Origin of the sequence: Roseibium sp. SCP15 (assembly GCF_040329435.1) — a bacterium.
In the GTDB taxonomy this organism is placed as follows: Bacteria; Pseudomonadota; Alphaproteobacteria; order Rhizobiales; family Stappiaceae; genus Roseibium.
The window spans coordinates 484,289-510,149 of the sequence record NZ_JBDZYI010000004.1; the positions used below are offsets into that span (position 1 = coordinate 484,289).

Here is a 25,861-nt window from a genome sequence, read left to right on the forward strand (position 1 = left end):
ATTAGATTGCGTTATACGATAATATGCATGCACATATTAACGTGTCAACGAAGGAATAGCGGCATGTCGACAGTCAGTGGTGCGACGGTTTTTGCAGGCAAGGCGCTTCTGCCCGAAGGGTGGGCCAAAAACGTCGCGGTGACCTTTGACGAAAAGGGCGTGATCACGTCCGTCCGGCAAGGAGCTGAACCGGAAGGCGTGCAGGCCGGAACTCTGCTGCCGGCTCCAGTCAACCTGCACAGCCATGCGTTCCAGCGCGCAATGGCGGGCATGAGCGAACGGCGCGGAGCCGAAGCGCGGGACAGTTTCTGGACCTGGCGGCAGATCATGTTCCGCTTCCTGGATGCGCTGACACCAGACGACGTCGAGGCCATCGCCGCATTCGTGCAGATGGAGATGCTGGAGGCGGGGTATTCGGCCGTTGGCGAATTTCACTACCTGCATCATCAGGCGGGAGGTGCCACTTACGATAACCTCGCGGAGATGTCGGAGCGGATCGTTGCGGCAGCACAGGAGACAGGCATCGGTCTGACGCATTTGCCGGTTTTCTACCAGTATGGAGGCTGCGACCGCCGGCCGCTTGCACCGGGACAAATCCGGTTCGGCAATGATTTCGACCGTTTCCAGAAGCTGCACGAGTTGGCATCAAAAGCAATTCAGTCACTGCCGTCCGACGCGGTTATTGGTGTTGCGCCCCACTCCCTTCGCGCAGTCGACCAGCAAGACCTGAAGAATGCGGTGGCCCTCGCCGGCGCAAGCCCCTTGCACATGCATCTGGCCGAACAGGTTGCTGAAGTCGACGAAGTTCAGGCAGCGTGGGGCAGACGGCCGGTGGAGTGGCTGCTTGCCAACCAGGATGTGTCAACCAACTGGTGTCTGATCCACTGCACGCAGATGACGCCGGAAGAAACGGTTGGACTGGCAAAATCCGGTGCTGTTGCAGGCCTTTGCCCGATCACCGAATCCAGCCTTGGTGACGGCATTTTCGATGGGGTTCGGTATCTTGCAAATAACGGCCGCTTCGGTGTCGGTTCGGATTCCAATATCAGAATTTCCCTGTCGGAAGAGCTGCGCACGCTGGAATATTCGCAGCGCCTCAGAGACAAGTGCCGGGCTTCCGTGGCAACTCCGGAAAAGTCGACCGGCCGCGTCATTTTCGAAGGCGCCGTCGCCGGTGGAGCACAGGCCGCCGGGCGCAAGGCCGGCGTGCTGGCGGAAGGGGCCTACGCGGACTTCCTCGCATTGGATGACAAGGCCATCGACCTTGAAGGCCGCGAAGGTGATGAAATCCTCGATACTTACATCTTTGCCGGCGACGACCGGATGGTTTCGGATGTCTGGTCTGCCGGAAGGCATGTTGTTCAGCACGGAAAACATGTAAAAGGCGACGCCATCCGTGCGAGATACCGGGCAACCATGGCCTCGCTGCGCAACAGGCTCTGATAGAACAGGCTCCGATTTGACGCTGACCGATACAAATTCCTGGACAGGCATCCGCGAAGTGCTTTTGCGGAGGATCCACGACCGGGTCTGGCAACCGGGGGAGCAGATCCCTCATGAGGCAGACCTGGCGCAGGAATTTGGCTGCGCACGAACCACCGTCAATCGGGCTTTGCGGGACCTGGCGGAGAGTGGCCTCGTCATCCGCAAGCGCCGCGCCGGAACCCGCGTGGCACTCAATCCGCCGCAGCGGGCAACATTGACCATTCCGATTATCCGTGAAGAGGTCGAGGCGCTCGGCCGGACCTACAGGCACTCCTTGCTGGAGCGGGATCTCAGGCCGCTGCCCCCCATGCTGCATGGCGCGTTTCAGGTTTCACTGGGTGAAGACGTTCTGTTTTTGAAGACACTGCATTTTGCCGACGACCGGCCATATGCCTTTGAAGAACGCTACATCAATCTGAAAGCCGCGCCCGGCGCTCAAGACATGTCTTTCGAAGACGTCAGCGCGAACGAATGGCTGGTGCACAACGCACCCTACAGCCACGGCGACCTGTCGTTTTTTGCGGTGAATGCAGACAAGACACTGTCCCGAAAACTGGACACAGCTTCCGGAACAGCCTTGTTCGCGATGGAGCGCATTACCTGGTCAGGGGAGGTGCCGATCACACATGTCCGCCTGATCTTCGCTCCCGGCTATCGCATGCGCACGGAGATCTGAGGGGGAAGGGGCGGCCTTGGCGCTGAAAGGTGGGTTCTGAATGGGGCCGGGAGTGGACTGTCGGGTTTTCGGCGTTTCGATTGGGTTATTGCACGACTGAAAAGCGTTTGGCCGGTAGTGCAGAAAACGAAGCATCATAGAAATAGGTTAGCCACACGGTCCCGCCGTCGAAATAGATATCCGAAACGCCTTGCGTATCGGCGCCAAGTTTCAATGGCCGCACGTTTCTCTTGGCATCCAAACTCATCAACTTGGACTCTTGATGGTCTTCATGGCCACGATAGGCGCCGAGGATCAATTGCCCATCAATCACCTCGACAGATTCGAGGTTACCAAAACCATCCGAGAGTTTTTCAGACACCGCGGTTCCATGTATGTCTGAGACACGAAAGATAGCGCTGTCCCAGGCGTCGTCAGCGCCCCATGACGCAGCAAAGATTTTGTCGTTATCGATTTCAAACCTGGCAAGGCCGTTTATTTGGATTTTCGGGAGATAGGGCTGAATGGTGCCCGTTTCGGACGAAACACTCACAAAGACCCCGCGCCCGAAATCGCTGACAACGAGCGTGGTCTTGTCCAACACTTCGATATCATAGAAAAAAACACCGTCCACATCGAAGCTTGTGCGCCAGTTGACAATACCGTCAGGTGTCGTGGAAATAACCTGCTTTCCGTCTACGATTATGATCTGGTCGTTGACTTCGACCATTCCAGTAGGGTTCCGCAACCCTTCACCATCCGAGAGTGTGACGATTTTGAAAGAACCGTCAGCACCGATCTCATAAAGCCCACCATTTGCAGCATCTGAGCCAAACTCCTCCCCTGGACCACCTGGACCAATCGCAACCGCGAAGAGTTCTGATCCGATTGGCAGAACCGCTTCGCTATAGGGCGGCAGACCGCCGCCAGTTGTCTCGTCGGCAAAGGCCGGTTGGACCATCATCAAAACGATCAGAGAATGCAGAGTTTTCATCATTGGAATATGCCTTTGACTTTTTTTGAAAATGCTGGGGAGGCCTGAAACGCGTGATCGTGCAAACGAGGCGAAATCTGTGTGGCCTCATGGCTGATCGGCGAACGCTACTGAAACGAAGGTCATGACCCTTCTGTTCTTGTAACCAGACACTCCCTGTTAAGGCCGGAAAGGCAGTTGCGTCACGCGCTCGCCAGTCAGGCTGAACACCGCATTTGCAACAGCTGGCAAGAGTGGGGGAAGACCCGGTTCGCCGACACCACCCGGTTCTTCAGCCCCTTCCAAAATACTTACGTTGATTTGCGGCATTTCCGGCAGGCGGAGCGGCTCATAGTCATGAAAATTGGACTGATCTATCTCTCCATCGGATAACGTGATTTCTCCGCGAAGAAATGCACTCAATCCAAACACGATGCTGGAGTGCATCTGTGCCTCGACTTGCCCAGGGTTCACCGCAACCCCGCAGTCTATGACGCAAGTTACCTTGTGAACATGCAGTTCGCCATCAACGATCTGCACCTCAGCCACCTCTCCGACAATGCTCTCAAAGGATGTAACCAGAGCAACACCGCGTCCCACATCGGCATTAATCGGGGCTGACCACCCGGCTTCGTCGGCAAGCTTGTCCAGAACAGCAAGATGGCGCGGTTTGCTCCGCAGGAGTTTCCGGCGTAACCCCAACGGATCTTGACCGCTGACATGTGCCAGATCGTCGATCAAACTCTCTACGACAAATGGATTGTGCGACGCACCGACCGCCCGCCAGAAATGGACGGGAAGCCCCGGATCATGATCAATCCATTCGATGCGTGTGTTTGGGATGTCATAAGGTAAGTTGACCAACCCTTCGACAGCTTGTTCGTCGACACCATCATCCCGGATAAGAAAAGGCAGGCGCGACCATTTGGAGACTGACGGCTTTGCGATTTTGATATCAAGCGCGGCGATTTCTCCAACCTTGTCAAGGGTTCCGGTGGCGCGCGTCAGGTTGAATGCCCGATATCTTCCAGCACGCATATCGTCTTCCCGAGAGTAGATGAGTTGGACAGGTCGACCGGTCGCCATCGCGATTTCTGTCGCAGCCTCGATGAAGTCCTGAGCGGACCGGCGCCCGAATCCGCCGCCCAGGAAAGTCGTGTGCACAGTAACGTTTTCCGGATCGATCCCGGCTATCTTGCCAACGGACGACTGAACGAGACTTTGCGCCTGAGTAGGGCCCCAGACTTCGGCAACTCCATCACCGATGGAAACTGTGAAGTTCATCGGCTCCATACAGGCATGAGCCAGATAGGGCTGTTCGAACTCGCGGGTAATCCTTCTTCCATCAACGACTGCCTCGCCATCACCAGTGGCTTCGGCAATTTTTCCTGGAGTGTCGAGAGCTCTGCGATAGCCGTCGCGAAGATCATCCATGTCAATGCCCGCAAACGGCCCGCGACCCCATACGATGTCCACATCTTCACTGGCTGAATGGGCTGCCCAAAAATGATCCGCAACGATCGCCACGCCTGTCGAGATTGATAAGACATCAATGACACCCGGACGGGCCAGCGCTCGTTCAGCATCAAAAGTCTGAACGGGTGCCTGAAACTGCGGAGCGGAGATCACTACCGCGGTTACCATGTTCGGAATCCTAACATCAATGCCGTAAACCGCCTGACCGGTGGTCTTCTGGTTTGTATCCAGCCGTTTGACCAGTCTACCGATGACCGAACGTTCACCGGCAGACTTCAGCGAAGGATCGTCCGGGACAGGCAGCTTCGAGGCATCAGATACGAGGCTGGCGAATGTCGCTCGTCTTCCATCTGGAGCGGCAACGACGCCCTCGGCTACCGAAAGGGTCTTGATATCGACGCTCCACTTGTTGGCTGCAGCTTGTTCCAGCATCATGCGGGCTGCTGCTCCCATTTTTCGCATTCGCGTCCATTCGCTGCGGAGCCCGCTTGATCCACCGGTGATCATAAAGCCATTGAATGGAAACCCGAATATTGGTGCAGACTTCGCCTGCACCACTGAAATTGATCCCCAAGAACATCCAAGTTCATCTGCTATCAGCTGAGCTATGCCGGTCTGCGTGCCTTGTCCCATTTCGGACTTTCCGACGGTAAGGGTTACCTGCCCGTCCGAAGTAATCTCGATGAAGGCATTGGGCGCGAATCCATTTCCATCGGTATCGGCATCATCGCGAAGGGTTGTCTCGGCGAGTGAGGGATTTGAAGCGAACGCGGCCACAATCAATCCACCGCCGAGCGCGGCGCCAGAAGCCAAGAAGCCACGACGGCTGAAGACAGTAATTTCAGACACGATAGTCACCTAAGCCTGCGCAGCAGCAACAATGGCTGCACGAATGCGTGCGTAGGTACCGCATCGACACAGATTTCCAGCCATAGCGGCATCTATCGCGGCGTCATCAGGAGTTGGACTGTTCGACAGAAGAGCGACGGCTGACATTATCTGCCCGGGTTGGCAGTATCCGCATTGCGGGACATCTATGTCCTGCCATGCGGCCTGAACTTGAGCGCCGATGTCTGTTGTGCCGACATGTTCAATGGTTATGACGGTACTATCGGCTGCGTCATCCAGGCTGGTTTGGCAGGAACGCACGGCCACACCGTTCAGGTGGACGGTGCATGCACCGCATAGGCCTGCACCACAGCCAAACTTTGTTCCGGTCAAACCAGCTAAATCGCGGATTACCCAGAGCAGAGGCATGTCCCCTGGCGCGTCGACGTCATGGTGGACATCGTTGATAATCAACGTGGTCATGGGGCTTCTCCGTGGATTTTTGAGGCTTGATCGCGGTGCAAACCTTTGTCTTTCGATTGCGCTGATGAGAAAAATATATTTACTCAAGCATTCTTGGAATGACTAATAGTGGATAAGAAGCATGCAAAAAATGAATACAGAAATTGCCAATCTGGGTATGCGCGTGCTGAGTTTTCTCGATGTCCTGCTTCAGACTGGAAGCGTGACACGCACTGGTGAAATAATTGGGATAAGCCAACCATCTGCCAGTCGCATGCTTGCGCGCACCCGACATTTGATCGGCGATCCGCTGCTTATCAGGACCCAAAAGGGTTATCAGTTGACCGATCACGCCAGGTCTTTGCGGGAGCCGGTCTTAGAAGCGATTTCCGCCCTGCAGGCGGTTTTCACAAATCCTGAATTCAATCCGGCTGAGTCTGGCAGAAAGTTTCGTATCGCCTGTACCGACTATGCGGTGGCTTGTGTCATCGGCCCGTTGATGCGGAACCTGACAAAAGAAGCGCCTTCAGTTTCGATGGATGTGTTGCCATTGGTACCAGAAAGCTTCGTGATGCTAGACGACGGTGAGATTGACTTCGTGCTCTACGCGACACTGAACATGAAGGGCGATTACATCGTCCAGAAGCTGTTCGATGAAGGTTATGCTTTGGTCATGCGCAAAGGCCATCCCTTACAAGACCTTCTTGCAGAGCGCAGTGCCCTCGAGCCGGAAGATATCGCCGGATTTCCGCATGTAGAATTCTCCTATCCAACACAAGAGTTTCTACAAGCAGATCCGGTGTTAAGGGGCGAAAGCGGGAATGCCAAATCCGCGCTGTCGGTGCCGTTTTTTACTGCAATGCCATTCATAGTCGCCGGCACTGATGCAGTTGCACCTGTTCCCGGCCGATTTGGTGCAGTGTTAGCTCGTGATTACAACGTCAACGCAGTACCATATCGTCCTAGCCACGTTTTCCCTTATCATTTGATTTGGCACGAGCGCTCGCGCAGCAATCCGGCCATCTGTTGGATGGTCGAGCAAATTGTTAAGACGACAAAGTAATGAGTCTCTCCATTCGTGTGCTCCACATGTGTAAGTGAGACAGTGGGGCAAAGTAGAGCTGCGAAACAGACTCTTTCTCACAGCGAATGACCAGTTCCGCAGCCTAGTTGCTAGCCACGGTATTGCTTATGTGAGGGCGCAGTGTGGACCTTGATGCACGCCGCAATAAACGGCCACTCTCCGTCCAACTGCGAATTCACCGCATCCGCAATAAACATCAGCTTTTGGAGGCATGTATTGAAGCAGTGAACCTCCGAATTTGCGGCGTATTATTGTCGTTCAGTGCACTCGCAGCGAAAGTCGGTTTTGAGCCTTAGAGGGGACGGTTGGGAATTGCGCGCATTCTCGCAGCAAAAAATGACCCCGGCCAACGTAAAATCAATTCAATCCGTTCAAATAACCTGACGCAGAACCGCTTCCTGACATGGAGAAAAAGACGCCGTTATCGCGCTCAGCGCTGTTTGACTTCTGCCGGACCCTGTTCCTCAGAGCCTCTGCTGTAATGGACACCCCGACCTCAAGATTTGAATGGTGTTCACCAAGGCTTGGATCAATCAGGCCATGCTGGTAATGGTCGACAAGCGCTTCGGGGAGATCAACCAGCCAGAAGTTTTCATCAGACTGGAAGGACAGAAGGATCTTATACGGGTCAATCCCGTGTTCCTTGATCATCGCCTCAATCAGAACCATGCCGTCATCAGGTGAAAGGCCCATCTCCTCGCGAATGGCCCGGGGGGCTTCTGTAAATCTATAGGCGGGTGGTGCCCTACGCGGCAGTCGAAAGAACAATGGAGGCTTTTCAAGCAGGCTGGGGCAGAGAACACCAATTTTTTCGATGAAGACTTTTCCGACGCCGAAATCGTCGCCAAGAAAGGCAATCATGTGCTCAACAGATTTGAAGGCAATGTGTTCGTGCCCGGCGAATTCGGCGGAATTGGCATCACCGATCCAAACGTCGTTCTGGTAATCGACATCCAAAAGCGTGAATTCACATCCGGTGATCCCGATGCTGAAATTCCATTGGTGCTCAAAAAGACGATCTGCGTCTCCGGGATTGCGCATCAGGATCTTGATCCCGATGACGCCAAATGGTGCTTCGCGCGAGATCATCTTTTGAACGGAGCCGTCCTGAATATCAAAGACTGTGGAGGTGTTCCACAAGTCGATGAGATGAGACTGGAACTCTGCGCCTATCGTATCAATCAGTCTTTCAACGCGGCCCTTGCTTGGCGACACATCAGTCTCCGGTCTCTGTCTGGTCACTCGTTCTTCCAGACCAATATATGTCATCTGCGCAGTGTCGGTAACTCCCCGCCTTTCAAAAAAGCGCCCCTGAAAAAGCGCTCCAGAAAAGGTTTGGTGAGCCCGGCACATCAGACCTTCATCCGACCCACAATGAACGGCTATTCCACGCCCAGCTTGAGAATTCAATCCGTCTGCGGTGAAGATCAGCTTTCGGGAGCGAAGGGAAAATCGGCACATGTCCGATTTCGCGGCGCAAAGCTGTCATTCAGCACGCGCGAACTGTAGGTCGGCTTCGAGCCCAGAGTCACCGATGCTGCGTTGAAAACGAATGGCGGCTTTCAGTCTAGAATGCGGTTGTTTATGCTGTGAGCATGTCAGGCAATACTTCGAAAAATCTAAGTGCGGAAAACAGGCTCGCATGGGAAACCAAGCGGCTTGATGCGTGGAACTTAGCGTTTGGTGGCCCGAAGGCCGAAGCAGAGCGCATAATAGCAAACCCGCGACACACTTTGCGTCGGCTTCTTCCCTATCTGCCCGATGTCAAAGACCAACATGTGTGTAGTGTTCAGGGGTCACATGGTCGGGTTGCTGTTGCGTTTTCTGCGCTAGGGGCAAAGGCGCATGTTGTGGATTTTTCCGAAGAAAATTCAATGTTTGCCTTGGCTCTTGCACAAGCCGCCGGGGTGCCGCTTGACTACACAGTCTGCGACATCCTGGAAGCAGAAAAATATGTCACGCCCAAGACATTCGACATTCTTGTCTTGGAGCTTGGTATCCTCCATTACCATCAGGACCTAGACAGGTTCTTTACCGTCATGCGCCGACTGGCAAAGGATGGATCTCTACTTCTTGTAAATGAATTTCACCCGACCCAACGCAAACTGTTTTGGACATCGGGCCCGCAAGACTATTTTTCTGAAGAGCTTATTGAAGGGGAGGTTCCAAACCCAAATGACGACGGGCAAAAACTAGGGGTTTGCAGGTATCGCTTTTGGACTTTGGGCGAGATTGTAACGGCAACGCTTCGGAACGGTTTCAGGCTACAATTGTTGGACGAACACCCAGATTGGGACGACCCAAAACAACCGGGCACATTTACCTTGCTTTCGAAAGCGGTGGTTTAGACCAGCATCGGTAACGACAGCTTTGTCCGCCTCTTAGCCATTGGTTCTGAAAGCAACGAATGTCGATTTCCGGGACAAACCTGCGAAACAACGATTGACCGAATTGGCGGCGCGAAGCAGACGCCAGAAGGACTTGCTGAATGAGACAAAACGCCCTCTCCGTTGGAAGAGGGCGTTTCGCACTTCTTTCTTAGGTTCAGCGTGCGATCAGTCGATCACCGCACCTTCTTCATCCTTCGCCATATGACGCATGCGGGTCTTGAGGACCTTGCCGAAGATGATCGGCAGCACGAAGCCGATGGCCGCCAGCGCCCAGAGCGTGATGGAGAGCGGGCTGTCGACCAGCGTCCACCAGTCGCCATTGCTGATTGTGATCGCACGGCGGAGATTGTTCTCCATGGCGTTGCCAAGCAGCGTGCCCAGAATGATCGGCACCAGCGGCACATCCAGTTTGCGCAGGATCCAGCCGGCGACACCGAAGCCGATCATCACCAGGAGATCGAACGAGGAACCGGAAATACCGTAGATTCCGACGAAGCTGACCATCGCGACGATCGGCATGAGGATGCGCGGCGGGACCAGCAGAACGCGGGTGAACAGGCCGATCATCGGAATGTTCATGGCAAGCAGCATGAAATTGGCGATGAACAGCGCCGCGATCAGGCCCCAGACCACGTCCGGCTGCTGGGTGAACAGCAGCGGACCCGGCGTGATGTTGAGTGCGAGCAGGACCGCCAGAAGAACAGCCGTTGTCCCGGACCCCGGAACGCCGAGCGCCAGCATCGGCACCAACGCGCCACCTGCGGCAGCATTGTTGCCAGCTTCAGGTGCTGCGACACCACGCGGGTCGCCGGTTCCGAAGGTGTTCTCCTTGTCGACCAGTTTCTTTTCCATCGTGTAGGAAATGAACGACCCGAGGGATGCGCCCGCACCGGGCAGAACGCCTGCGATAAAGCCAAGAAAGCTCGTGCGCAGCATGGTGGGAGTGCAGGACTTCAACAGGGAGAAGCTTGGCATCATCCGGCCGACGGAAACTTTGTGGCCGCTGGCGTCTGATTTTCCATGGCGATGTTCAAGGAACAGGAACACTTCCGACAGGGCGAACAGGCCGACGATTGCGACCAGGAAGTCGATGCCGTCGTAAAGGTGCACTTCGCCGAAGGTGAAGCGCGGTACGCCGGTCTGGGTGTCGACCCCGACGGTGGCAAGACCGATGCCGATGGCCGCTGCGAAAGCGGTTTTCGCCTGGTTGGTCGAGGCGACCCCTCCTAGGGTGGCGAAGGCCAGAGTGAAGAGGGCGAAATATTCTGCGGGACCGAAGAGCAGCGCGATCTTGACCAGCTGCGGAGCCAGAAGGATCAGGCCCCAGGTTGCCAGAAACGCACCGACAAACGAGGCGACACCGGAAAGCGACAGGGCTTCACCCGCTCGTCCGTTCTTGGCCATGGGATAGCCGTCGAGGCAGGTCATCATGGCGGGTTCGTCGCCCGGGATATTCAGGAGGATCGACGAAATACGTCCGCCATACATCGCGCCATAGTAGACCGAGGTCAACAGGATCAGGGATGGGGTTGCCCCGAGGCCGAGCGTGAAGGCCAGGGGGATCAGGATCGCGACGCCGTTTGACGGTCCAAGGCCGGGCAGGGCGCCCATCATGGTGCCGAGAAAGCAGCCGAGCAGTGCCAGCAGCAGGTTCTGCCAGGTGAGGGCGATTGCGAAGCCGTCGGCCAGAGATGCAAGAGTTTCCATGGGCTTGCTCCGTTAAAATCCCAAGGGACCCTTGGCCAGCGAAAGGCCGAGGACGAGGTGGAACACCGCGTAGATGCCGACGGATGTCAGACAGCCGGAGACCACTGATGACAGAGGCCGGGTGCCGAGACGCCAGGTCAGGTAGGTGGCGGCAAGTGCGGTTGCGATCACGAAGCCGATTTCAGGCAGGTAGATCGCGTAAAGGATCATCACCACAATGGCGGCTCCCACTTCCATGAAGCGCATGAAAGAAGGCCATTCCGGAGCCTTGTCCGGCTTGAAGATGATAACGAGGGATGACAGTCCGAGAACTGTTGCGATGATCAGCGGAAAGGCTTTCGGGCCGACGGCGTCGGAGAGAAAGCTTTCTTCGATGACAAGAGCAGCCCAGGCATATCCGAGTGCGAGGAGAAGCCCGACCACCCCAAAGATGCGGTCGCTCATGGATACCTTCCAGCAAGCGGTCGGCTCTTGTTCAGGAGACCGCTTGATAACGTGTCATAAGGTAAGAAATTGGGGGCACGCCAAGGGTGCCCCCAGTTCCGGATTTGGCAGATTTACTTGATGATGCCGATCTCTTTGGAGATCTGCTGGATCTGCGCGACCGACTCGGCCACGAACTGCTGGAATTCTTCGCCCTGCAGGTCGAGCGGTGCCAGGCCGTTGGCAGCCATGACGCCCTTCCATTCATCGCTTGCGTAGAGATCGGAGATCTTTCCGACCCACGCATTATAGGCATCGTCGGACATCTTGCCCGGAGCGTAGAAGCCGCGCCAGTTCGCGCCGATGGCATCAACGCCTTGTTCCTTTGCCGTCGGGAAGTCGGCAAACTCACCCGGCAGACGCTCTGGAGCCAGTACGGCGATTACCTTGATGTCGCCGCTGTCGACGAAGCCCTTTGCTTCGGAAATGTCGCCGGTAAAGGCCTGAACGGATCCGGCAAGCAGCTGGGTAACAGCTTCACCACCACCATCGAAGGCGATGTATTTGACCGAGCGAACGTCATCGATACCGTAAGCGTTGGCTGCGATCAGGACCTTGAGGTGATCCCAGCCACCGACCGCGGAACCACCGGCAACGGACACGGAAGTTGGATCGGACTTGATCTGGTCGAGCAGTTCGGGAAGCGTGTTGATCGGGCTGTCAGCGGCAACGGCTATCACACCGTAGTCAGCGCCGATGGATGCGAGCCAGCGCACCTGGTCCATGGTGTTGCCCGGATAAGCGCCCTGAGCAAGACGGGTCGCGGTTGCGGATGAGGCTGCCACGATCAGGTCGTTGTCGCTGTCGCGCTTGTTGACGACTTCAGCAAAGGCAACGCCACCGCCGCCACCGGCGAGGTTGACCACCTGCATGGTCTTGTCGAGCAGCTTGAGGTCCTGAAGAGACTTGCCGACCTGGCGACAGGTAAAGTCCCAGCCACCGCCCGGGTTTGCCGGAGCGATACACTCGGGATTTTCCGGTTTGAAGTCTGCTGCTGATACGCCAAACGCGGACGCGCCAAGCAGTGCTGCCGCCAAAAGCAGGCGGGTCGATTTGAATGCCATGATTTGTTTCCTCCACATGATCAGGCTTTTTCCGGCCTTGGTATCCGTCGGCCCAGATTGCTGGCCCTCCCAACGGATGTGATGTCAGCCTAGCGCGAAACCCTGTCATCAACCTGTCACCTGGTGTCAGGTCGCTTGCATGCGGGAAAAAGCCGGGGCAAGAGTTTAGGTGGGAGGACCTTATCTGTGCGCCTTTTGCTCGTTGAAGATACCTTTGACATGGCTGAAGCGATCATGATCCGGCTTGAACGGTCGGGTATCGCCTGTGATTTGGCCAAAACGCTGGAGCAGGCACGCGCCTGCCTGGAGGTTCAGCGTTACGATGTCATCGTTCTGGATATCAATCTGCCGGACGGGCTCGGAACCGAGCTCTTGAAGGAAATGCGCTCGCGGGGCGATCGCACGCCGGTTCTGATGCTGACCGCGGAGTTTTCGGTCGATGACCGTGTGTCGTCGTTGAATTCGGGTGCCGATGATTATCTCGTGAAGCCGTTCGATCACCGGGAGCTCGAGGCTCGCATCCGGGCTTTGTTCCGCAGGGAACAGAGCGACAAGGCCGAAGAGCTGGAACTGGGAAACCTGACGTTCAATGCTTCCGCGCGGGTCGCCAGGCAGGGCGACAGCCCGATCAACCTGACACGCAGGGAGTTTTCGCTTCTGGAACTTCTGATCCGAAACCGGGGCAAGACAGTCAGCAAGGAGCGGCTTTTTGAAGGGGTGTTCAGTTTTCAGGACACCGATGTCAGCATGAATGCGCTGGAACTTTACATCGCCCGCCTGCGCAAGAAGCTCTCCGGCTGTACAATCAGGATCGAAACGCAAAGAGGGCTTGGCTACAAGCTGGAAGTTGATGACTGAGTTCATTCGCAGGCTGGCGAACACGTCTCTCACGGCCCGTGTTGCTCTCGGGATCGCCCTGCTTTTGATGATCGGTGGTGTCATTGTTTCGATTGCGGCATTTGCCTATGGCCGCGAGGCTGCCCGCAGTGCCTATGACAGGTTGCTGCTGGGAGCTGCGAATGACATCGCCTCGGCAATCACGGTGCAGGATGGCCGCCCGGTCATTGAACTGCCCGTTTCAGCCTTCGAACTTCTTGCTTTTGCACCGGATGACAGGATCGGCTATCGGATCATCGGACCTGACGGTGAAACTCTGACAGGATATGAAGAAATTGCCCTTCCCGAAGGGCGGCGGGAGATCGATGAAGGGTTTTTCGACAGCCGGTTCTTCGAGGAGCCGGCGCGCTTCGCCGTCGTCTCCCGGCGGTTTGCGGAACGCACCTTGAACGGCACCGTCAAGGTGGTTGTCGGGCAAACCCTGCAGGCACGCAACTCCATGGCCTATGACATAACGCGCAAGGCGCTTTACGTTCTGGCGGCCTCCGGCCTGGCGATGATCCTGCTTGCTGTTGTGGTTGTCAGATCCGTGCTCAGGCCCTTGGAGAAAATTGCAGGGGGATTGTCCGCCCGTGACCCGCACGACCTGACCCCGGTCGATACGAGTGTGCCCAAGGAAACCGCAGCCATGATCAACGCGCTCAACGGGTTCATGGCACGGCTCGACAGGCAGATGAACTCCATGCGTCACCTGATCTCCGACACAGCGCATCAGCTGAGGACGCCGGTGGCGGCCCTGAGGGCCCAGGCGGATCTGTTCACCGACGAGCCGGATATCGGCCGCAAGGAAAAGATCGTTGAGCGGATCCAGACACGGTCCGCCAGCCTTGGCCGGTTGCTCGACCAGATGCTGAGCCAGGCGCTCGTCATCCACCGGGGCGACAGTGCACGCCGGGAGGTGGTGGACCTGCGCGACATTGCCCTTGATGTTTTCGAGAGCGGTGACCACACGGTTCTCAATCCGGATGCTGACGTCATGCTTGATATCGGTGAAGAACCGGTCCCTGTTCTGGCCGATGCGCCGTCATTGGAAGAAGCCTTGAAGAACCTCTTGAACAACGCACTTCGATACGGACAGTCACCTGTGCGGATCGGAGCGTCGCAAGACGGTGGCAAAGCGGCGATCTGGGTGGAGGACACCGGATCAGGGCCGGGCGAGGATGTTCTTGCGGAACTGGGGAGTCGGTTCAACAAGGACAACCTTTCCCGCAAGGCTGGTTCGGGGCTGGGCATCGCGATTGCTCATTCCGTTGCCGTGTCCTTTGGCGGCGAACTCGCACTCGACAAGACTGATGAGGGCCGGTTTCGAGCAGCGCTTGTGTTTTCAAGAGCCGGGGAGAAATCCTCATGAACCGGTTGGGGAAAATCTGTTCCGTGATATCCGGACTGTTCTTCCTGACAATTGGCGGTTCTGCTGCTGCGCAGGAAATGGTTGAGATCTTCGGGACAGAGACCGCCCAGGAAGAATTGGTGCTGCGTTCGACGACCGACATTTCCGTTTTCGGGCCGGTGGTCGAGACCTTCCTGAGCACACGACCGGAAATTCGCTTTCGCTATGAACAATGGGGCTCGAACGAGCTCTACCGGCTGACGCGACAGGAATGCCGTGAAAACAAGCCTGGCGCCGACATCGTGATCAGCTCCGGTGTGCATCAGATGGTGCAGCTTGTGAATGAGGCGTGTGCCGCCTCCTACCGGTCTCGCTTGACGGAGCAGCTGCCAGCAGCACTCAACTGGCGTGATGAACTTTGGGGCATTACCCGGGAACCGGCGGTGATGGTCTTCAATCGCGAATTGGTGCCCGACGGGGATGTTCCGCAAACACGTTTTGATCTCCTGGATCTTTTGAGGCCGTCCAACTCCCCTTATGCGGGGCGGATCGCCACCTACGACATTGAAGAGTCCGGTCTTGGTTATCTGTTTGCGTTTTCAGATGCGCAGGAAGCGTCGACATTCGGTGCCCTGCAGGAGTCTTTTGGCAGGACGCAGGCAATATCGACCTGCTGTTCCGCGGACATCATCAGAAACGTTGCTGAAGGCAATTATCTGATCGCCTACAATGTTCTGGGATCGTATGCGCAAGGGTATCAGCAGACAGACGACCGTATCGGGATCATTTTGCCTTCAGACTATACGCTTGTTCTTTCAAGGGCGCTGATGATCCCGAAACAGGCAAAGGACAAGGAACAGGCGAAAGAGTTTCTGGACTTCCTGCTCTCGCCACAAGGCACGTTGGCGCTTCGGGATGCACTGTTGATCAGTCCGCTTCTGGAAACGGATGACGGCAACGAAGGTGAAGGTCTGAGCCCGACGGCGCTCAGGCCGATCGGGCTGTCTCCCTCACTCATGGTGGCTCTTGATGCGTTGACCCGAGAAACCTTTCTGAGACGCTGGCGGTCGACTTTTCCCGGACCATGATAATGTTGTTCGAGCGGGTGATGCCGACGCTTGTCTTGTCGTTGCCCCTTTGGGCAGTTCATTGGCTTTTGACAAAAGAGCTTGGATTGAAAGGTTCCGGAGATGCAATACGACGCCAAGACTCCCGAGGACTATCTTGCTCAGCTTGACAATGACTGGCGGCGCTCGAAGCTGCTTGAACTGCGCAACCTGATCAGATCCTCCGCACCGGGCCTGGAAGAGAGCATTCACTACAAGATGCTCGGCTATGGGGACGGAGCTTCCTTCGCTTTTCACCTGAATGCTCAAAGCGGCTACGTGAGCCTCTATGTCGGAAACATCGCCAAAATCGACCCGGCCGGAGACCTGTTGAGCGGACTTAACCTCGGAAAGGGGTGTGTTCGATTTACAAAGACGAAAGAGGTCAATGAAGACCGGATCGGTCAATTCATCGAACGTGCCTTCCGAATGTGGAAGGACGGGGAGGAAATGGGGTGCTGAGGGCAAAACGAAAGGGAACAAGCGCTTGACGTCGATTGTTCCCTTTCTTTGTTTCAAATAGTCCCGTGGTTAACCCGCCGCCTGCGGAGACAGGCGGCGGGCTTGTTCTCAGAATTTTTTTGCAAAGCTTAGCTTGAAGCTGCGCCCGGCACCTTCGTCATCGCTCAGGTGATGTCGGTAGGACTTGTCGAAGATATTGTCGACGTTGAAACGAACCTCGCTTCCCGCCAGATGACCTTCAGTTGGTTTCCAGAATGCGTAAAGGTTGTGAAGGACGTAACCTGCCGTTTTGCTTTCGTCTGTACCGACACGATCCTGGGAAGCGAAGAAGTCACCCTTCCAGCCAATATCAAGGTTCCATGGCTTATGAACATAACCGACCTTGAGGAACGCATTGTCTGCCGGAACGGCGTTCAAGTATCCACCGGTATTGGCGTTCTCACCTCTGACCAAAGAAGCTCCCAGAGTGCCGTAGACGCTGTCAGTCCAATATGAAGCTTCAAGTTCCAGGCCTTCGTAGCGCGCTTTGGGAATGATTTCGGTCACAACCGATGTGCCGTTCCAGTAGCTGGCATAATAGTCGGTGATGTTGTTTCGAAACGCCGTTGTTTTGAGACGGAATGCGTCTCCTTCCAACGCAACGTTGTCGAAGGACAGTGTGAAACCGGCCTCAAAGTTGTTCGACTTTTCTTTTTCGATCGCATTCACTGTGTAGTTGGAAAAAACCTCATCAAGCGATGGAAGACGTTCTGTGTGGGCAACGGATCCAAAGACACCAAGCCAATCTGTCATTTTGATCAAGGCAGCGAATTTGGGAGAGTAGCCGATTTTTGTCTTGTCTTCGTTGAGGTCTACGGTGTTGCCACTGCTGTTCACATAGCTTCCGACATGAACGTTGCTATAGTCGATGCGCATCCCCGGTATCAGCGAGATTACATCGTTCCAAACGAATTCAGACTGCGCATAGACACCAAGCGTTGTGCTATCGCCTTCCGGGTGGGAACCTGATCCGCTTCGTACATAGGTGCCGAAGTCGCGCGGATTTCTTCTTTCCTGGAACTGTGCATTGAGACCGGTGGTCAAAAAAGCCTGCCAGCTCTCGCCAAGCTCGAATTCGGAATCATTGTCGATTCTCGCCTGCCAGGTTTCGTACGAATATTCGGAACTGTAGCCGAAGGGGTAGTAACAGGTGGGGGGGGCGGGAGGAGGTGCAAACTGAGCACACAGCTGGTCTTGGTTGTCTTGTTCGACACGCGTGTCGGACCAACTCATCTGGGCCTTGATATTGAGAAGGTCGTTGCCGGTAAACGCGTTTTCGTAACCCAATATAGCTGTCTGATCGGTGACCTTCCGGTCCACGTCGCCGAAACCACCGCTCCAGGTCAGCTGGTCGTAATTTTGATTGTCTTCGTCGCTTTGCCAGCGCTGATAACTTGCAAAAACCGACTGATCATCGTTTTCGCCAAATGTGTAGCGGGCCTTTATCAGTCCGTTCACCGAGTTGAAATCAGAGTCCGGTATCTTGTTTCCCTGACCATCGCTGATGTCTTGCGACTGCCGATAATTGAGCGCTCCCAGGAGTTCGAAATTCTTGACCGGCTCCGCTGCAACAATGGCGCTGCCAAGCCAGCCGTTTCCATTGGAATCCCACGAAGTCTTCAAGCGACCTCCGAGCATGTCTCCCGGATCGAGGAAATCGCTGGCATCTTTCGTGGTGAAGGTAACGACACCACCCATCGCTCCGGATCCGTAAAGAGTGGAGGATGCGGGGCCACGAAGCACTTCGACCTGTTTGTAGAGCTCCGGGTCGGAAAAGAACGAGCCTAGTCGATACTGTTCATAGAACTTGTTGACGCCGTCGACCCGAATGATGATGCGGGTTTCATCGCCAGATAATGCTTCACCAATACCGCGTATATTGATGCTTTCGCCCAGAACCGAGTTACTGCCAATGGCTGTAACGCCTGGGATTTCGTTAAATACGTCTCCGATCGTGCGCGGTTGCTGAGCGTCGATTGCTTCCTGATCCAGCACCGTTACCGCTTGCGGTGTGTCTATTGCAACCTTCGGAACGCCGGTGCCTATAACGATCCGATCCAGCGGAATCGATTCATCCGTAGTCACCGCATCCTGTGCGACTGCTTCTCCATTAAAAGCCAAAACCCAAAGGGCGACACCACCCATTAGCCGGGTGCGGTTGGTTTTATTGAGCCCCATTCAATTCTCCAAGAGTGCGCGTTGGCGCGTCCGTCCTGCTGCCCCTCGATCAGCAATTTTTAAACATGAGTCGATGACTCAGGTATTGCGGTCATTAAAAAACATGAATATAAGAGTCAAGTATTAGATTGCAGGTTTGAGTGTTTTCTTCTCTCTTTAGAAGAATTCAAAAAATCCATACATTTCAGAATGTTATGTATGTGATGAGGTTTAAGCCTGCGATAGATGAAGTCCATGAAATGAAGGCCGGACCGATGACCGTCGATCAGATTTCTTTCGAAGAAAAACCGAGTGCAGCTGAAATACGTGAAGCGCGTGCTCAAAATCCCAAGATGCGGGAACGGGATCTGGCTCAAATTCTGGGTATCAGCGAAGCCGAATTTGTCGCGAGTTTCGTCGGTTATGGAGTGCATCGGATAGAGCCGCGCTTTGAGAACCTGTTTCCCGGCCTGCAAGAGGTTGGCGAGGTCATGGCTCTGACCCGGAACGAAAGCGCGGTGCATGAAAAGATCGGTCCGTTCGAACAATTCATCAACGGCAAACGTGCCGCCCTGATGTTGGGAGAGCAGATCGACACGCGCATGTTCCCCGCAAACTGGATACACGGATTTGCTGTCGAGAAATCCGACGGCAAGGAGGTTCGCCGATCCCTTCAATTCTTCGATGCCCATGGCGACGCGGTTCAGAAAATCCACGCCCGCACTGATACGGACCTCGTGGCCTGGAACAAGTTGGTCGGCCAACTAACGCTGGAAGACCAGTCGGTAGATACTCTGCCCGAGCCGACCCCTGCAGAACCTTTTTCCCGAAAATTACCTGCGACGGGAGTGGAGGAAGTGCTGCAGGAACGATGGCAGGCGATGACCGACCCACACCAGTTCCACGGCCTTTTGAGGGAACTGGAGCTTGACCGGGTCAGCGCGTTCGAACTTGTCGGTGATGCCTGGGCCTGGCCTCTGGACACCGGATCCGTGCCCGCGCTTCTCAGACTGGCGGCACTGGAGAGCATTCCGATCATGTGTTTCGTCGGGAACAGGGGATGTATTCAGATCCATTCCGGTCCGGTCGAGACGGTCATGACCAAAGGTCCATGGATCAATGTCATGGATCCAAACTTCCACCTGCATCTGAGAACCGATCACATTTACGAAGTTTGGGCGGTGCGCAAACCGGCGGATATCGGCCACGTGACATCGGTGGAAGCCTATAACAGCGATGGCGAACAGATCATCCAGTTCTTTGGTGTCCGAGGTGAAGGCAATGCGGAGCGATCGGATTGGCGCGGCCTTGCTGAAAACCTGCCACGCCTTGATCGTTCAGTCACGCTGGGAGCAGCAGAATGAGACCGCAACTGTTTTCCAATCCTTGCAGCCTTCTCGCAGCCTGCGCCTTGACCGTTGCTGCATTTGTTGCACCAAGCAAGCCGCTCTTTGCCGAGGGAACGACAGCTGAAGCCGCGCATCGCATCGTTGCGGTGGGAGGTGCGGTAACGGAAATTGTCTTTGCTCTGGGAGAAGAGGAGCGTCTGGTTGCCAGAGACACGACCAGCAATTTTCCTGAGGCGGCAGCCCAGCTTCCCGATATCGGTTACATCCGGGCATTGTCGCCGGAAGGTGTCATGTCGGTGGATCCGGATCTGATCCTGATGCTCGAGGGCAGCGGACCACAGGAAGCCGTGGATGTTCTGAAGAAATCCGGTGTGGCGATTGCTGATATTCCGGAAGGCTTCACAGAGGAAGATATCCTGAAAAAGGTCGAAGCCGTCGGTGAGGCACTGGGAGTTCCGGAAAAGGCTGATGAGCTGGTGCAAGAGCTGGGGGACGATCTTGAAGATGCCCGGGCGCACGCGCAAAGCAATTCGACCGAGTTTCGGGTTCTCTTTGTTCTGACGACCAGAGGCGGGCGCATCCTGGCTTCCGGAACTGACACGGCAGCCCACGGTATCATTGAGTTGGCAGGTGCGGAGAATGCCGTTGCGGACTTTTCCGGATACAAGCAGTTGAGCGACGAAGCCATCCTGAGTGCAGCTCCCGATGTTGTCTTGATGATGCAACGCGGACCAAATCATGAAGTCGCGGCAGAAGAGGTGTTTACGCACCCGGCGCTGGCGCAGACCCCGGCGGGCCAGAACAAGCGGGTCATCGTCATGGGCGGTCAATATCTGCTGGGGTTCGGACCGCGCACCGCTGACGCTATCCGCGACCTGTCACAGCAGCTATCGGACATTCGGAGCTGAACCGGCGCATGAGCCATACGACGATTTCAGTGCGCAAGTTGCGAATGGGGCGTTGGTTCGGGGTCACTGAAGCTAGAAACGGCAACCGCGAACAGCTTGCTCGAGCAGTCATTGTGCTTCTGATTGTCGCGACAGCAACAACCATGCTTGCCAGCCTTGCAATCGGGCCGATCGCCGTACCGGTGTTTGAGCTTTTGCCGAAGATCGCAACGCATGTGCTGTCTTCAGCTGAAGGAGCGCCGGAGGGCGTGTCGCTTCGCGATTGGGTTGTCGTCATGGATATCCGGTTGCCTCGCGTCGTCCTTGGTGCCCTGGTTGGTGCCGCGCTTGCGGTATCGGGCGCTGTCATGCAGGGGCTTTTTCGCAACCCGTTGGCGGATCCGGGTATTGTCGGCGTGTCGGCTGGAGCTGGCCTTGGAGCTGCTGCATTCATCGTGCTTGGAAACACGGTGCTGGGTCCCGTTGTGGCAGTGCTTGGCATTTATGCCGTTCCGATTGCCGCATTCGCGGGTGGTCTTGTCACAACGCTTTTGCTCTACCGGATCGGAACGCGCGGTGGGATCACGTCTGTCGCCACTCTCTTGCTGGCGGGAATTGCGCTTGGAGCCCTCACTGGTGCAATGACCGGCATCCTGGTCTATGTGGCCGACGATCAGGAATTGCGAGATCTGCAATTCTGGGGCTTGGGTTCTCTGGCCGGGGCCAATTGGGAAAAGGTCGCTTCTGCCGCACCGATCATATTGTTGATGCTTGTGAGTGTTCCCTTTCTGGCGCGTGGCCTCAATGGATTGACACTGGGAGAGGCGGCGGCATCTCACATCGGAGTCCGCGTTCAGCGCTTGAAGAACATCAGTATTCTCCTGGTCGCCGCCGCGACAGGGGCATCGGTTGCCGTCAGTGGAGGCATCGGCTTTGTCGGCATCGTCGTGCCGCATCTGTTGCGACTGACCATAGGCCCGGATCACAGGTTTCTTTTGCCGGCGGCAGCTCTTCTTGGTGCAATCCTATTGATTGCAGCCGACACGCTCAGCCGCACCATTGTCGCGCCTGCGGAACTGCCCATCGGGATCATTACCGCCTTTGCCGGTGCACCCTTCTTTCTCTGGATTTTGTTGCGCAAGCGCGGTCTGACCGGCCTTTAAGGAGTTGCAAATGTTGCATCAGAAAATCGAGGCAGCCGATCGCTCGGTCTCCGGACTTCTGGTAGATCATGTCAGTGTCCGCATTGGCGCGACACCGATTGTGAATGACGTTTCTTTCCACGCGAAACCCGGCGAAGTTCTGGCAATCATCGGACCGAGCGGGTCGGGGAAGACGACACTTCTGCGGGCAATGACAGGTGAACTTCAATACATCGGCCATGTCCTGCTGAGTGGGTTGGAAATTGGCGACCTCTCGCCTGAAGCGCAAGCTCAGATAAGAGGCGTGTTGCCCCAGTTGAGCCAGATCTCGTTCCCGCTGAACGTCTCGGAAGTCATTGGTTTGGGTTTGATCGACAGGCAGCAAGCAAGACGCACGCGTCTTGTGCGAATTGCCGAAGCCTTGTCGAAGGTCGGATTGGCCGGTTTCGAGGGTAGGAACTATCAGGATCTGTCAGGCGGCGAGCAGCAACGTGTGCAACTTGCCAGGGTTCTCTGCCAGGTCTGGGAGCCGGTGTCTGGAGACGGGACACCGCGATGGCTCTTTCTCGATGAACCGGTTTCCAGTCTTGATATCAAGCATCAGTATCAGATCATGCGGCTTGCCGCCGACTTTGCCGCGAAAGGTGGCGGGGTTGTCTCTGTCATGCACGATCTCAACCTGACACTGACCTTTGCCGACAGGGTTCTGGTGATGCGAAAGGGTGAGACACTGGCTTTCGGAGCAAGAGAAAAGGTCATGCGGACAGACCTTCTCTCGCGCGCCTACGACTTCCCATTGACCCTGACCAGATGCGCTGTCGCCGGCGCACCCATCGTAGTTCCAGTCACCGGGCGTTGAACAGGGGCAGCTGTTGAAGTCGATAAAAAACCGAGTGAGCAAATGACGACTTGAATTTGTTGTAGTAATACCGAACTCGATCAGGTTCTGTATCGTGCAAAACCATGTTGTCGTTCTACTGCCCCATGGTCGTGGGTGCCTGATATCAAGTGAATTTTCGACACAGGGTATTCTGACTTGTCTCCTTCAGTAAAACTGCTTTCACGGCCGAATAATTTTGCGGTAGTTCAGTTGCCTGACCGGCAGTTTCCGGGTGTTGTTGTGCAAGGGGATACCTTGAATGCAATTATCGGTGACCTCGAGCTTTCTCTCACATCTTCCGAAGGTCCAGAGCTGATTGATGACCTAATCGAAACTCTTGATGATGCGCGAGACGCCTACGAAGCCGTGTGCAGCAAGGAAGGAATTTCTCTTCCTTATAATAAACCTTCTTCTGGCGAGGCCGATGTACAGAAACAGGTCGTGGTTGGCCAAAAATACGCCGTGGATGGCTTTGAGTTTATTCTACCTGACGACTTCGATGAGTATGCTTGGGAAGTCGAGGCAAAGGGCTGGTTTTCAGACGCTGAGATAGTACTAAACGGCATGAGACACAGCGTAAATTTTTATGACCCAGCGCGATTGAGACAGGATGTTGTCAGCGAATTGGCCGGAGCAGTCTCATATACGCAGCGCAATCTTGTAGTTGTCGAAGCCGTGACCCGCGCCAACATGGAGCGGGCCGCAGAAAAGCTGGCTAAATCGGATTTTTTCAAATGACTGCAACAACTTCATGAAGACTCATGAATGGATCTGATGCCTGAAACCATGGCCGGGGAATCCCAGACCCTTTCGCCAATTGCGCCGTAGGCAACTTCGCCGGACGGGTTGAGGATATAGGTAACTGGCAGGCCGCGCAGAAACCACTTGCTTGGCAGTTCCGTGTTCTGATCCATAAGGATCGGCATGCCTTCATGGTCGATCTGATCCAGGAACGACGTGATCTTTTCAGGTTTGTCGCCGACGTTCACAGCCAGAACCGCATAGTCATCGGTGCCCAGCTCCCGGCTGAGACGGGCAAGGGTCGGCATTTCCTTTCGGCAGGGAGGACACCAGGTCGCCCAGAAGGACACAAGCACCGTCTTGCCCTTGTAGTCGCCTACCTGGTGAATTTTACCTGCCAGGTCTGGAATGTTGAGTTCGGGTGTATCGATCGCGAGCGCCGGTTTTGCCAGTCCAAGAAACTGTAGATGTCCCTCGTCGGCTGCCATTGCAGGTAGACTTGTTGCTGCCAGAGCAGCACAGCCGGCCAGTAATTCCCGTCGATTCAACCTCACCATTTTCAAACCCCGTCATTGAACTGAACCTGGCCATCCTCAAGCGGAGCTCCGCTTTCGCGTTTGACCGTTTCCACCTAGGTAAGTGGTCCGGGCTGTCAGGCAACTTCACGCTTGTTCACATCCCGGGTAGGTCTGAAATGGGGCACTGATACGGTCAGTTTTTCAGAGGCTTGGTCCAGCGAAATCTGAATGGTGTTTTCAGACCTTTGCTGACTCCAAAGCCGGGGCGCCACCATTGTGACCTTGCACAAAGGATGCGAGCGTTGCCGCAACTCCCTTGGAGGCAATCAGGTGCGCTGCGTCTGCGAAAGCGGAAAGGAATTCCTGATTTGAACTGAGAGATCCGAATTGCTCAGGCCACTTGGTCGGCTCGTTTGGCGTCGTGAAGACGCTCTGCGCCCAGGTCTTCAGGTGTGTGGCATTTTCGTCTTCCAGAAGCAGCTCGTTGCCGTCTTCGTCATGTCCGAGGCAGTAGCGGCACCAGAGCGCGGTTTCCAGGGACAAGCCGTCGATTGACCTGCCATCGTCGAGCCTGTCCTGGATCGCAGGCAAGATGAATTTCGGCTGACGGTTGGAACCATCGAGGCAGAGGCGGGGGATCGTGTCGCCCACCGCCGGATTGGAAAACCGCTCCATGACCTGTGTCAGATATTCCTCGAAATCAACTCCGGGGATTTGCGGGACGGTCGGCAGAATTTCCTGTGTTTCCAACTTGCTCAGATAGGCGCGGATAAGCGGATTAGCCATCGCTTCATGAACGAAGTGATGGCCCAGAAGAGCACCCGGGTAAGCAATGGCAGCGTGACCGCCATTCAGGATACGCAGCTTCATCAACTCGTATGGTGCAACATCATCGACAAACTCGACACCGACTTTTTCAAGCGGAGGGCGACCAGATGGAAAATTGTCCTCAAGCACCCACTGGCGGAAGGGTTCGCAGACAACAGGTGCGGCATCGCGAAGGCCGAACTTCTCGCTGACGAGTGCGCGCTCCCTGTCACCGGTCGCAGGTGTAATGCAGTCAACCATTCCATTTGGAAATGCGACGTTTTCAGAAATCCAGCTGGCGGCATTTTCCGACAATGCCCGTGCATAACCGACAACCGCCTGTCTCGCCATGTGACCGTTTTCAGGGAGGTTGTCGCAAGACATGACCGTAAACGGAGCAACACCGCTTTCTTTTCGCTCCAGCAAGGCAGAGACGAGAATGCCGAAGACTGTCTGAGGTTGTTCCGGGTTTGCGAGATCCGACAGAATATCCGGGTGGCCGGCATCGAAACCGCCTGTATTTGGATCGACGAAGTAACCGCCTTCGGTGATCGTCAGAGATACAATGCGGATTTCAGAGGCGCACAATCTGGAGGTCAAAACTGCGGGATCGACATCGACAAAGTCGATCATTGCGCCGCAGATACGCGCGTTCAACCCCGCAGGGTCCAACTCAACGACGCTCGTCAACCAGTCCTGGTCGCGCAACCGTTCCCGCATCACACTGTCGTAGGATTTCAGGCCTGCGCCGACGATGGCCCAGTCGCTGGCTTCATTCATGGCAAACAGGCGGTCCATGTAGACTGCCTGATGGGCACGATGAAAATTGCCGACGCCGATGTGCAGTATTCCGGCGGAAAGTTGCGACCGGTCGTATTCAGCTGACCGCACGCCGGACGGTGGCGCTGCAAACGCCTTGTTGTCGAGTTTCATGGTCAT

The 25,861-nt window shown here is 55.6% G+C and carries 23 protein-coding genes; 13 read left to right on the forward strand and 10 right to left on the reverse strand.

The genetic code is table 11. From position 1 onward, the window contains the following. The first annotated feature begins 63 nt into the window (after positions 1-63). Positions 64-1,443 (forward strand): formimidoylglutamate deiminase, encoded by a 1,380-nt coding sequence (locus ABLO27_RS22110; protein WP_353035784.1) that lies wholly within the window; start codon positions 64-66, stop codon positions 1,441-1,443. A 16-nt stretch (positions 1,444-1,459) separates the two neighbouring features. Beyond that, a complete protein-coding gene (locus tag ABLO27_RS22115) occupies positions 1,460-2,161 on the forward strand; it encodes a GntR family transcriptional regulator (RefSeq protein ID WP_353035786.1) in 702 nt (233 codons plus the stop codon). Positions 2,162-2,246: 85 nt separating this feature from the next. Here the strand turns inward: ABLO27_RS22115 and ABLO27_RS22120 are convergent, their stop codons facing one another. The 3 genes from ABLO27_RS22120 to ABLO27_RS22130 form a co-directional block, all read right to left on the reverse strand. Continuing rightward, complete coding sequence (locus tag ABLO27_RS22120) at positions 2,247-3,137, reverse strand: hypothetical protein (RefSeq protein WP_353035788.1); 891 nt, start codon at positions 3,135-3,137, stop codon at positions 2,247-2,249. 156 nt (positions 3,138-3,293) lie between these two features. Next, complete coding sequence (locus ABLO27_RS22125) at positions 3,294-5,438, reverse strand: xanthine dehydrogenase family protein molybdopterin-binding subunit (RefSeq protein WP_353035790.1); 2,145 nt, start codon at positions 5,436-5,438, stop codon at positions 3,294-3,296. A gap of 9 nt (positions 5,439-5,447) precedes the next feature. Then, positions 5,448-5,900, reverse strand: a complete 453-nt coding sequence (locus ABLO27_RS22130) for a (2Fe-2S)-binding protein (protein ID WP_353035791.1) — start codon at positions 5,898-5,900, stop codon at positions 5,448-5,450. Between the two features lie 121 nt (positions 5,901-6,021). On the opposite strand from ABLO27_RS22130, the gene ABLO27_RS22135 reads away from it, so the two are divergent. Continuing rightward, positions 6,022-6,942: a LysR family transcriptional regulator gene (locus ABLO27_RS22135; RefSeq protein ID WP_353035793.1), complete on the forward strand. Its 921-nt coding sequence runs from the start codon at positions 6,022-6,024 to the stop codon at positions 6,940-6,942. 378 nt (positions 6,943-7,320) lie between these two features. Here ABLO27_RS22135 and ABLO27_RS22140 read toward each other — a convergent pair whose 3' ends face one another. Beyond that, positions 7,321-8,205, reverse strand: a complete 885-nt coding sequence (locus ABLO27_RS22140) for a hypothetical protein (protein ID WP_353035795.1) — start codon at positions 8,203-8,205, stop codon at positions 7,321-7,323. Positions 8,206-8,558: 353 nt separating this feature from the next. Here ABLO27_RS22140 and ABLO27_RS22145 point away from each other — a divergent pair, with 353 nt between their 5' ends. Then, positions 8,559-9,311 (forward strand): class I SAM-dependent methyltransferase, encoded by a 753-nt coding sequence (locus ABLO27_RS22145; RefSeq protein WP_353035797.1) that lies wholly within the window; start codon positions 8,559-8,561, stop codon positions 9,309-9,311. A 207-nt stretch (positions 9,312-9,518) separates the two neighbouring features. Here ABLO27_RS22145 and ABLO27_RS22150 read toward each other — a convergent pair whose 3' ends face one another. The 3 genes from ABLO27_RS22150 to ABLO27_RS22160 form a co-directional block, all read right to left on the reverse strand. Further along, complete coding sequence (locus ABLO27_RS22150) at positions 9,519-11,060, reverse strand: tripartite tricarboxylate transporter permease (protein WP_352941512.1); 1,542 nt, start codon at positions 11,058-11,060, stop codon at positions 9,519-9,521. A gap of 12 nt (positions 11,061-11,072) precedes the next feature. Further along, entirely contained in the window at positions 11,073-11,504 is a 432-nt protein-coding gene (locus ABLO27_RS22155; RefSeq protein ID WP_353035799.1) for a tripartite tricarboxylate transporter TctB family protein, read from the reverse strand. A gap of 113 nt (positions 11,505-11,617) precedes the next feature. Further along, positions 11,618-12,607: a Bug family tripartite tricarboxylate transporter substrate binding protein gene (locus ABLO27_RS22160; protein ID WP_353035800.1), complete on the reverse strand. Its 990-nt coding sequence runs from the start codon at positions 12,605-12,607 to the stop codon at positions 11,618-11,620. Between the two features lie 186 nt (positions 12,608-12,793). Here ABLO27_RS22160 and ABLO27_RS22165 point away from each other — a divergent pair, with 186 nt between their 5' ends. The 4 genes from ABLO27_RS22165 to ABLO27_RS22180 all read left to right on the forward strand — a co-directional run bounded on the left by ABLO27_RS22165 (position 12,794) and on the right by ABLO27_RS22180 (position 16,402). Beyond that, positions 12,794-13,465, forward strand: a complete 672-nt coding sequence (locus ABLO27_RS22165) for a response regulator transcription factor (protein ID WP_353035802.1) — start codon at positions 12,794-12,796, stop codon at positions 13,463-13,465. Then, positions 13,458-14,855: a sensor histidine kinase N-terminal domain-containing protein gene (locus tag ABLO27_RS22170; RefSeq protein ID WP_353035804.1), complete on the forward strand. Its 1,398-nt coding sequence runs from the start codon at positions 13,458-13,460 to the stop codon at positions 14,853-14,855. Before ABLO27_RS22165 ends, ABLO27_RS22170 begins: the two co-directional genes overlap by 8 nt. Then, positions 14,852-15,922 (forward strand): ABC transporter substrate-binding protein, encoded by a 1,071-nt coding sequence (locus ABLO27_RS22175; RefSeq protein WP_353035806.1) that lies wholly within the window; start codon positions 14,852-14,854, stop codon positions 15,920-15,922. Before ABLO27_RS22170 ends, ABLO27_RS22175 begins: the two co-directional genes overlap by 4 nt. Positions 15,923-16,024: 102 nt before the next feature. After that, positions 16,025-16,402, forward strand: coding sequence for an iron chaperone (locus tag ABLO27_RS22180; protein ID WP_353035807.1), 378 nt, complete (start codon positions 16,025-16,027; stop codon positions 16,400-16,402). Positions 16,403-16,510: 108 nt separating this feature from the next. Here ABLO27_RS22180 and ABLO27_RS22185 read toward each other — a convergent pair whose 3' ends face one another. After that, positions 16,511-18,619 (reverse strand): TonB-dependent receptor domain-containing protein, encoded by a 2,109-nt coding sequence (locus tag ABLO27_RS22185; protein WP_353035809.1) that lies wholly within the window; start codon positions 18,617-18,619, stop codon positions 16,511-16,513. Between the two features lie 239 nt (positions 18,620-18,858). On the opposite strand from ABLO27_RS22185, the gene ABLO27_RS22190 reads away from it, so the two are divergent. The 5 genes from ABLO27_RS22190 (at position 18,859) to ABLO27_RS22210 (ending at position 23,594) form a co-directional block, all read left to right on the forward strand. Continuing rightward, positions 18,859-19,962, forward strand: coding sequence for a hemin-degrading factor (locus ABLO27_RS22190; protein WP_353035811.1), 1,104 nt, complete (start codon positions 18,859-18,861; stop codon positions 19,960-19,962). After that, a complete protein-coding gene (locus ABLO27_RS22195) occupies positions 19,959-20,855 on the forward strand; it encodes a heme/hemin ABC transporter substrate-binding protein (RefSeq protein ID WP_353035813.1) in 897 nt (298 codons plus the stop codon). Before ABLO27_RS22190 ends, ABLO27_RS22195 begins: the two co-directional genes overlap by 4 nt. A gap of 44 nt (positions 20,856-20,899) precedes the next feature. Further along, positions 20,900-21,997 carry a FecCD family ABC transporter permease gene (locus tag ABLO27_RS22200; RefSeq protein WP_417714833.1) on the forward strand — a complete coding sequence of 366 codons (1,098 nt, stop codon included), beginning with the start codon at positions 20,900-20,902 and terminating at the stop codon, positions 21,995-21,997. Positions 21,998-22,007: 10 nt separating this feature from the next. Continuing rightward, positions 22,008-22,835 (forward strand): heme ABC transporter ATP-binding protein, encoded by an 828-nt coding sequence (locus ABLO27_RS22205; RefSeq protein ID WP_353035817.1) that lies wholly within the window; start codon positions 22,008-22,010, stop codon positions 22,833-22,835. A gap of 177 nt (positions 22,836-23,012) precedes the next feature. Beyond that, the gene (locus ABLO27_RS22210) at positions 23,013-23,594 is read left to right on the forward strand and encodes a DUF6959 family protein (protein WP_353035819.1); all 582 of its coding nucleotides are present in this window, start codon (positions 23,013-23,015) and stop codon (positions 23,592-23,594) included. A gap of 11 nt (positions 23,595-23,605) precedes the next feature. Here the strand turns inward: ABLO27_RS22210 and ABLO27_RS22215 are convergent, their stop codons facing one another. Further along, a complete protein-coding gene (locus ABLO27_RS22215) occupies positions 23,606-24,154 on the reverse strand; it encodes a TlpA family protein disulfide reductase (protein ID WP_353035821.1) in 549 nt (182 codons plus the stop codon). 198 nt (positions 24,155-24,352) lie between these two features. Beyond that, positions 24,353-25,861, reverse strand: a complete 1,509-nt coding sequence (locus tag ABLO27_RS22220; RefSeq protein WP_353035823.1) for a mannitol dehydrogenase family protein — start codon at positions 25,859-25,861, stop codon at positions 24,353-24,355.